Raw genomic sequence first — 6,865 nt, 5'->3', positions numbered from 1 at the left:
CATCCACATTCAGCGCTGAAGATGGCTTCCCCAAGGGAATTCATCAAAGCTTCATCTCAATAGCTGACCTGTCCGGCGAAACGGGGGGCACTCCAAACTACCTATAAGTCAATATCACTCTGAGGATGGATGATTGGCTTGCGCTTCATGCGGTAAGGACTACTGCTGCGGCCAACTGAAGCTTCATGTGTCCCTTTCCCATTGCCTGTTTCTTCTCGCAAGGTCAGAGTTAATAGTGGTGCCTGAAGTGCGCAGTCGCCTCAGGCAATAATGGACTGGCTTCGCAGTTCCAGGGCGATGAGCCGGTCGCCGGCTGCTCCCCGCGAACTTCGCAGGCTTCGATCATTTCCTGACGGCTCCCTTGAGTCCGCCGCCGATCAGAAATGTCGCATCCATCAATGCGATCATCGGATTGCCTCCTCCGGAGACCGCAAGATAGCGCGGTTGCCAGTGCGGATGAAACTTGGATTTGAAGGCGCGAAGCCCCTTGAAATTGTAGAAGCGCTCGCCGTGTTCGAAGACGGTGCTGCCGATGCGGTCCCAGACAGGGGCCGTTTCGCGTTTCGACATCCCCGAAAGCGGTGCCATGCCGAGGTTGAAGTGTCTGTAGCCCTCCGCTCTCAGATGTTCCATGATCTGCACCAAGAGGAAGTCCATCGCGCCTTTTGGCGCATCGGGCGAAAAGCGCATCAGGTCGATCGTGGCTTCGGACTTGGTTCCGGTGACAAGGATATTGGCAAAGGCAACAATTCGGCCGTCCTTCCTCAGCACGCCGACTGGCTGCGAAATGAGGTAATCGGGCTTGAACGCGCCGAGCGAGAAGCCCTTCTCCTTTGCATTGTGATGCTCGAGCCAGGCATTGGAAACGGCCGAGAGCTCGTCGATGATTCCGGGGACATTGGCGGGTTCGACGACGGTGAATCCCAACCCGTCACGCTGGGCTCGGCTCGCGGTCTGGCGCAAGTTAGCCCATTTGCCGCCCTTCATCTCGAAGGTGCGCAAATCGGCGATTGCCAATTCGCCGAGCTTAAAAGCGCGCAAGCCGGCATCGGCGCAGTGCGAAAGCAGCGCTGGCGAAATCTGGTAGAAGACCGCACGGCAGCCTGCAGCGCGCGCCGCTTCCACGAAGTGCCAGACCAGTTCCTGGACGCCACGATGATCGCCGATCGGATCGAACAGCGCGATCCACGAGCGGCCTTGCCGTCCATACATGATGAAGGCATCGCCCTTTTCCGAGAACATGATGGACTTGTCGCCCATGCGCACCAGATTGGCGTCAGCACTGTCCTGTTTGTCGACGATTTCCACGGCGCGGCGCACGGCTTCCTCATCTGCGGGTTCCGGCCTGAAAGTCACCGGCCGCAACAGGCTGAAGATAGCGATTACCGAGGAAATGATTGTAATGCCGAGCACGGCACGCAGACCGCGCGGCGCTTCCGCGGCAAATTCGAACTGCCACCAGAGTTCGTTGCTGTATTCCACGTCGCGATAGACGAAGAGCAGGATAACGACGGAACCGACGACGATGACGGCAATCGCCATTAGCCAGGAAGCGGTCATTGCCTGGTTGAGAAGCGACGCATGGCGGGTAAAGAGCTGGCGGCTGACGAACAGGCCGAAGACCAGAAAGGCCAGGAAGCCTGCCTCCACGAGAGCGATCGCCTTCAGCAGCGAGAATGTCAAAGCGGCAACCGCCGAGAATACGGCCACCCACCAAGCGCCGTCGAGCCGCTGGCTCAGGCCACGGGCGGCCACAACCAGTGCAAGACCAAACAGGCTGGAGAAGAAGTGTGCGCCCTCTACTATCGGCAACGGCAAATAATTGGAGAGGAATTCGAGATTCTGATCGGGCGTCGGCGTCACGCTCGAAAAGATCAGCATGACGCCCAGAAGCAGCGCCAGCGCCGACAGCAACTGCGGCATCAACCGACCACCAATGCGCCGTACGCTGGAGGCCGCCGGATGATCCACGAAACGGCGAAGCTCGGTCACCGAAACCGCAAGGATGGCGATCAGCAGCGGCAGAACGTGATAGATCAGCCGGTAAAGAACGAGCGAGCCGAGAACGGCATCGATATTCACCGCACTGCCGAGCGAGGCAATGATGACGGTCTCGAAAACGCCGAGGCCCGCCGGCACATGGCTCAGCACACCAAGCCCGACGGCGATCGCGTAGACCGCCAGAAACACCGGCCAGCCGATCGCGGTCTGCGGCAGGAGCACATAGAGCACCGAGGCAGACGCTGCGATATCGAATGCAGTGACCAGGAACTGGCGCGACCATGTGCGCGAATCCGGCAGCCGAAGTGCAATCGACCCGATTTCGATCACCCGGCCTTCGCGGCCGAGCACCATGAGAGAGCCGAGGATCGCCAGGATGACCGCAGCGATCAGGCGAAGCCACGGGCCGCTGACATTGATCAGCGGTGCGATCTCATTGGCGATGACAAGGAGCGCGATTGCCGCCACGGACGTCAGGCCGAGGCCGAAGGAAAGTGTGATGAAAGCAATGATGCGACCGATATCCTCGGGCGAAACCCCAAGACGTGTATAGGCGCGGTAACGGATCGCACCGCCTGACAGCGCGCCGAAACCGGCTGTATTGCCGACCGCATAGGCACTGAAGGCCGTCAGCGCGACATGCGGGAAAGGCAGACGCTGGCCGATATAGTCGATGGCATTGAGATCGTAGAAGACGAGTGCCAGAAAGCTCAGGGCCGTGAAAAGCAAGGCGAGCAGGATCGAACTCAGCCGCGTCTCTGCCAGTGCCGCCACCACGTCGTCGTAGCGCACCTCATCCGTCAACTGCATGACTGCGTAGCCGACGAGGCAGAACAGGGTCAACGTCGCAGCTGCCACGAGCTGTGTGCGATAACGACGGAGAAGGCCCCGGTATCCACCAGCATCTTCGCTTTGCATTTCTTCCAAATCGTACGGGTTCGCCATGTTACCAGCAAGAATTGTTGCCTACGGCAGCGCCAGCATGAGCGGACCTTTCATAGATCCGCCACCGCTATCTCTATCAGTGGATGGATCGATTGATGACACGATGGGGATAGGCGGCCTTGAACTGCGCCATCATCGCGCTGGCCTGCTGCAGCACACGTTCGGCCTTTTCAGGATCATCGCGAGCAAGTTCGTCGGCATTGACCCGCATTGCTTCCGCCATGCTGGCGGACATCACTGCAAACTTCCCTTCTCCGCGGACCAACGCCTCTTTTGAGGCAGTCTCGAGCCAACGAGCAAAGTCCACGATGATCTCTTCCCGCTCATCGATCTCAACGCTCTTGATGATGCTGATATTCTCTTCCATACAGGTCACTCCATACACAATCGGCGCACACACCGAGTTCAACGCCTCGGGTTGGGAACGAGCTAGGAAGACGAAAAATCGAATTCAAGAGTTCAGTGAAACTTAAACTCGCCCTCGAGACGTCGCCATTCGTTCGGTCCGATCAGACCCTTGTGTGTATGGCGGACGGAGTGCAGCGGCCCGTCGAGGCTGTCGCGCCGGAAGTCCACGAACCGGCCGCGTCCCCTCGAAGGACTCGAACATGATTTTCGCCGTCGACTCTTTGCTCAGTCGAGGAGGTTTTGCCGATGAAGATCGCGCAGATCGCACCGCTCGCCAAAAGCGTTCCGCCCAAGCTTTAGGCTGGAACCGAGCGCATTGTTTCCTATCTCACCGACGCACTCGTCGCCCAACGTCACGACCTCACACTTTTTGCCAGCGTTGATTCGATCACCGCGGCGAAGCTATAACCAGGTTCTCCGGCATGGTTATGTCGCATCTGTCAGTACCCAGCGTGTGTCGAAGTCGACAACGCAAATAAGTATACGACAGCTCGTGCGGTAAGGACGCACTCCACGCGGGTCAGCGTCGAAGAAGAAAATAATGCCCGCCTTCGCCCCGCGGCGAACCATACGCCTATCGCGACTTACCGCAATTGCATTTGACATAGGCGGTCGGGTTGGCCGTGAGTTAGTATCATCCAAGATCGATAAGAAGCTTGCGCTCTTTGTCGCCGCGGTGACTTGCTTATGAGTTCCGGATCGGATAGTCAGCCGCCGCGCCGGCATGAAGCCGGATCTCCGGAGACATGATGGCTAGACGACAGCTGAATCTTGCGGGTGGTGACGGCCCGACGCTGAAAGACGTCCGCCAAGCCGTCATCTTGTTGGAGTGCGGCGTCTGCGATCGTCGCGAAAGCTTCGAGCGAAAAGTCCTGGTGGCACAATTCGGCGCGGGAGCCAATCTATTGAAGCTGCGCCGGCGGCTGGCCATGGGGTGCGAGCGAATGGTGGGATCCGACGGCGACCGTTGCTCAACCCGCTTTCCGTGTCTCGAAAGCCGCAACTGCTAGGGATCCACATCCCACGTTAAAGGGCGCTCAACCGCAGAATGAACACCTGACGTCTGTACAGTAAAAGCTTCGTTTCACAACAGAACAGCTTTCGAGATGTTCGAATGCTCACGGCTCTACATCGTTAGGTAATGGAGGCCCGTCGGATAGAGGCTTATCTTGCCCGCGCCCGCATACTCTCTAGATCGTCCCCATGAATGTTCTTAGAAGGATACTGGCCGGCAGGTCGACTGTGCGCACGCGCATGCCGGCCCAGTGTCTTAGCCCAGAGATTGACCGGGAGGTCGAGCGCCAGCTGAGTGGGCGCACGCGCGACATTCGTTTTCACCCCAGCCTTCGCCGCCTCTTTCGCGAGCGTTCGTGGCCGCAGACCTCAAAAATCATACGCGCCTGGATGATCTGGGTGATCGTCCTTGACGCATTGACGCTGGCTCTCAACGCCGTCCTGCTTCCGGCCGAAGCGGTACGTTCCATGCTCCTTCCAGCATCCATCCTCGTGCCCGCCGCCCTCGTTGCGGCGGCAGTTTTCTCGATGACACGCGCCTACTGGGTTCAGGGCGCAACGATTCTCACGAGCATGTTCTTCATCCTTCTGTCGGTTGCCTTGGTCGGCGTTAGCACAGGGGGCCAGTTTTACGAGCGGCACTTGACCATCATGCTATTCGTGGCAGTCACGGCGATCGTCATCTTTCCGATACCGCTTAGCTGGTCGGCGACAATCGCAACTTACGCCGTTGGCATATACCAGCTTCAAAACCCCGAGATAGCCATGGGAAGCGCCGCGGCGGCAACGCTATTTTTTGCAAGCGGCGTGGCGGCGACTTTGGTGGCCCGCCGGACGGCCACCATCCTTGCCCAGAAGACTTTCCTGCTCGAGCTAAGGGATCGCAGACGGCTGGCTGATTTAACTGATGCCAATAATCGCCTCGAATTGCTGGCGCGAACGGATCCGCTTACGGGTGTGGCAAACCGGCGCTCGATGGTGGAAACCATTGGCAAGTGCTGGACGGAGGCAAAGGCGACTAGATCGAGCATCGCGATGCTGATGTGCGATATCGATGAGTTCAAGAAGCTGAACGACACTCTCGGCCATGCCGAAGGCGACCGCTGCCTGGTGAAAGTGGCGGGCATCATCCAGAGCAGTCTAAGAAGCGAGCAAGATCAGGTCGCGCGGTTTGGAGGAGAGGAATTTCTTGTGTTGCTTCCTAATTCAAGCGAAGAGGATGCACGGTCTGTCGCAGAAACGATCCGAAGCCGGGTAGAGGCTGCAGCTCTCGCCAACCCCTCGTCACGCGTTGCCCCCTGCGTCACAATTAGCGTTGGCGTAGCGGCAGGGACGGTTGATAGGGAAGCCATATCGCCGGACCAGCTTCAGCGTAGGGCGGATGCATCTCTGTATGATGCCAAAACGAATGGTCGTAACCAAGTCGCTGTATGCAAAGATTACGGTTGAGGATCTGGCGGAGCTCCGTCGGGACCTGCCCAAGCGAACTTCTCAGCTTCTTGATTGGTTTCTAATTTCATGGCGTTGCCGCCGTCCATTGCTTTCCGTGCAGTGAATATGCAGATCTACCGCCGTGATGGGATTGCACTAGCGACCAGCACATTAAATCGGCGAAGGCATTGATTAGAAAGAGTCTCCCGCCCAATCTTCATGGCCATGGCGGATACGGATCACGAATATGCTCCCGTCTTCGATGATGCGATACACCACAAGGTGCGCCTTGAACGGATGGATCCTTACAGGGGGAGAAATCTCACAGCGTTCGCGCGCCATTCTTGGGTTGGTGGCGATGAGTTCGAGCAAGGCAAAAAGCTCATCGTGATATCGTCTGGCAACTGGTGCTCCGAAGATCCGGATGCCTTCTTCCGCTATGGAAACAATATCCTCTTCCGCTTGGATCGAAAGGCTGAATGGCATCAAGCGCTTCCGCGGCTGATCTCGGCTCGAGCGGTGGCTGCAGCAAACAACTCGTCCCTTGAACGGCTCCCAACTCCGCTTCTAATCCCGTCGTCGACAAAGCGCTGCATCTCGGCAATCTTATCCGTACGGGCTTGGTCTCTGCGGATCAGGTCCCTGACATAATCGCTCGCATTCGAGTATCGACCTGTCTTAGCCTGTGCTTCCACCCAGTCTTTCATGGGATCTGGCAGGGATACATTCATCGTCGCCATTCGAGTCTCCTTTATGCTTGAGGATACGTGCTGATGGCAAAGTTTGTCAAATCCAAGATGAGGTCGCAAGTTACTGCTCTTGAAGGGAATCGAACCAAAGTCCACCGCCTCCGATACACTAAGCTGCTGTATCTTTTATGCTCAGCGTGGAAAGGTTCGTTCGCGACACATGGGTTCCATCATCGCTTTACGGCAACACATTTCACCTCAGCGAGGAGTCCCTGGTGCGCCAGTGACCTTGCCCCCAAGTTTTATCCAGTTTTAAGTTCGCTCCGGCGGTTTTGGGTTGCTGTATTTGGGGCGGTAGCGGCGGGTTGCGGTGCGGA

At 57.7% G+C, this 6,865-nt stretch carries 6 protein-coding genes and 2 pseudogenes; 3 read left to right on the top strand and 5 right to left on the bottom strand.

The window, feature by feature from the left end:
* Positions 1–342: 342 nt before the first annotated feature.
* The 3 genes and pseudogenes from mprF to FHX16_RS31250 all read right to left on the bottom strand — a co-directional run.
* Positions 343–2,946 (bottom strand): bifunctional lysylphosphatidylglycerol flippase/synthetase MprF, encoded by a 2,604-nt coding sequence (gene mprF, locus FHX16_RS31260; RefSeq protein ID WP_183757795.1) that lies wholly within the window; start codon positions 2,944–2,946, stop codon positions 343–345.
* Between the two features lie 76 nt (positions 2,947–3,022).
* Complete coding sequence (locus FHX16_RS31255; protein WP_183757793.1) at positions 3,023–3,313, bottom strand: hypothetical protein; 291 nt, start codon at positions 3,311–3,313, stop codon at positions 3,023–3,025.
* A gap of 92 nt (positions 3,314–3,405) precedes the next feature.
* Positions 3,406–3,528 (bottom strand): annotated as a pseudogene (locus FHX16_RS31250) (aspartate-semialdehyde dehydrogenase); the annotation flags it as partial.
* A gap of 72 nt (positions 3,529–3,600) precedes the next feature.
* Between FHX16_RS31250 and FHX16_RS31245 the strand changes: the two are divergent.
* The 3 genes and pseudogenes from FHX16_RS31245 to FHX16_RS31235 form a co-directional block, all read left to right on the top strand.
* Positions 3,601–3,759: pseudogene (locus tag FHX16_RS31245) on the top strand (glycosyltransferase family 4 protein); the annotation flags it as partial.
* A gap of 344 nt (positions 3,760–4,103) precedes the next feature.
* The gene (locus FHX16_RS31240) at positions 4,104–4,364 is read left to right on the top strand and encodes a hypothetical protein (protein WP_259132214.1); all 261 of its coding nucleotides are present in this window, start codon (positions 4,104–4,106) and stop codon (positions 4,362–4,364) included.
* A 244-nt stretch (positions 4,365–4,608) separates the two neighbouring features.
* On the top strand, positions 4,609–5,817 hold the full coding sequence (locus FHX16_RS31235; RefSeq protein WP_246720190.1) for a GGDEF domain-containing protein: 1,209 nt from the start codon (positions 4,609–4,611) through the stop codon (positions 5,815–5,817).
* Between the two features lie 174 nt (positions 5,818–5,991).
* On the opposite strand, the gene FHX16_RS31230 is transcribed toward FHX16_RS31235, so the two are convergent.
* Both FHX16_RS31230 and FHX16_RS31225 read right to left on the bottom strand, forming a co-directional pair.
* Positions 5,992–6,285, bottom strand: coding sequence for a type II toxin-antitoxin system RelE/ParE family toxin (locus FHX16_RS31230; RefSeq protein ID WP_183757785.1), 294 nt, complete (start codon positions 6,283–6,285; stop codon positions 5,992–5,994).
* On the bottom strand, positions 6,285–6,539 hold the full coding sequence (locus FHX16_RS31225; RefSeq protein WP_028828054.1) for a type II toxin-antitoxin system ParD family antitoxin: 255 nt from the start codon (positions 6,537–6,539) through the stop codon (positions 6,285–6,287). Before FHX16_RS31225 ends, FHX16_RS31230 begins: the two co-directional genes overlap by 1 nt.
* Between the last annotated feature and the right edge of the window lie 326 nt (positions 6,540–6,865).

Origin of the sequence: Rhizobium sp. BK661 (genome assembly GCF_024808825.1) — a bacterium.
GTDB lineage: Bacteria > Pseudomonadota > Alphaproteobacteria > Rhizobiales > Rhizobiaceae > Rhizobium.
The sequence above is the reverse complement of the archived record's forward strand: the minus strand, read 5'-3'. Positions and strand labels throughout refer to the sequence as shown.